This is a genomic window from Melaminivora sp. (assembly GCF_032059615.1).
Lineage (GTDB): Bacteria > Pseudomonadota > Gammaproteobacteria > Burkholderiales > Burkholderiaceae_C > Melaminivora.
The window spans coordinates 1-1,666 of sequence record NZ_DAMCAM010000116.1 but is presented as its reverse complement, the minus strand read 5'-3'; the positions used below and the strand labels follow the sequence as shown (position 1 = coordinate 1,666).

2 protein-coding genes are annotated in these 1,666 nt (G+C 68.7%); both read right to left on the bottom strand.

Annotated features, from left to right (window positions below):
- Window positions 1-791 (bottom strand): BMP family ABC transporter substrate-binding protein (locus RT051_RS14640; RefSeq protein WP_313077885.1); only part of this gene is annotated, 791 nt, incomplete at its 3' end.
- Window positions 792-832: 41 nt separating this feature from the next.
- Window positions 833-1,666: ABC transporter permease (locus tag RT051_RS14635; RefSeq protein WP_313077882.1), on the bottom strand; the 834-nt coding region annotated here is incomplete at its 5' end.

Below are 1,666 nucleotides of genomic sequence, written 5' to 3'. Positions count from 1 at the left end.
TCGCCGTCCTTGCCGAAGGCGCGCGCGCCGCGCTCCTCGGCGGTTTTCAGCACCGCGGGCGAGTTGGTGTTCTGGTAGAGCACGTCCACGCCGCCGTTGATGAGCGAGGCCGCGGCCTCGGATTCCTTGGGCGGGCTGAACCACTCGTTGACCCACACCACCTTGGCCTTGATGGACGGATCGACGCTCTGCGCGCCCAGCACGAAGCTGTTGATGTTGCGCACCACCTCGGGGATGGGCACCGAGGCCACCACGCCGACGGTCTTGGTCTTGCTCATGCCGCCAGCGACGATGCCCGCGAGATACGCGCCCTCGAAGGTCTTGGTGTCGTAGGTGGCGACGTTGTCCTGCTGCTTGTAGCCAGTGGCGTGCTCGAACTTCACGTCGGGCAGGTCAGCGGCAACCTTTTGCACGAACTCCTGGTAGCCGAAGCTGGTGGCGAAGATCAGCTTGTTGCCCTGCCCCGCCATGTCGCGCATGACGCGTTCGCTGTCGGCGCTCTCGGGCACGCTCTCGACGAAGGACGTCTCGATGCGGTCGCCGAACTTTTCCTGGATGGCCTTGCGGCCCAGCTCATGCTGGAACGTCCAGCCGCCGTCGCCAATGGGGCTCACGTACATGAAGCCGATCTTGAGCTTGTCCGCTGCGGCGGGCGCGGCCGGGGCCTCTGCCGGGGCGGCGGCGGGCGCGGGCGCCTCGTCCTTCTTGCCGCAGCCGGCAAGCGCCGCCAGAGCGATGGCCGACAGGGCGGCGGCCTGGAGCAGGGACCGTTTGTTCAGATTCGGATTCATTGCGTGATGAGGAGGTTGGAACGATGGAAAACGGAAGGCTTTCAGCCGCCTGGGTGGAAGGGCCGGCCGAGCGAGGCCGGCATGTTCGCACGAATCCACACGGGGTTGCGCGAGATCAGCACCAGCACCACGATGGTCGCCACATAGGGCAGCATGGACAGCAGCTGGCTGGCCACCTGCACGCCCGAGGCCTGCAGGTGGAACTGCAGCATGGTCACGCCGCCAAACAGGTAGGCGCCCAGCAGCACGCGCGCCGGCCGCCAGGTGGCGAACGTGGTCAGCGCCAGGGCGATCCAGCCGCGCCCGGCCACCATGCCCTCGACCCATAGCGGCGTATAGACGGTGGAGATGTAGGCCCCGGCGAGCCCGCACAGGGCGCCGCCGGCCGCCACCGCCCCCAGGCGGATGCGCCGCACCGGGTAGCCGAGAGCGTGCGCCGACTCGGGCGCCTCGCCCACCGATCGCAGCACCAGCCCGGCGCGCGTGCGGTACAGAAACCACACCATGGCGGCGGCCAGCAGCATGGTCAGATAGACCAGCGGATGCAGCGTGCCCAGGGCCGGCCCGACCACCGGCAGCTCGCGCAGCCCCGGCCAGGAGAACTTGGGCGTGTCGGGCAGCTTGGCCTGCACGTAGCCGATGCCGGCAAAGGCCGAGAAGCCCACGCCAAAGATCGACAGTGCCAGGCCCGAGGCATATTGGTTGGTGTTGAACCAGATGACCATCACGCCGAACAGCGCCGCCAGCAGCGCCCCGGCCACCATGCCGGCCACCGCCCCCAGCACGAAGCTGCCCGTGTGCACCACGGTGGCGAACGCCGCCACGGCGGCGCACAGCATCATGCCCTCGGCGCCCAGGTTGACGATGCCGGCCTT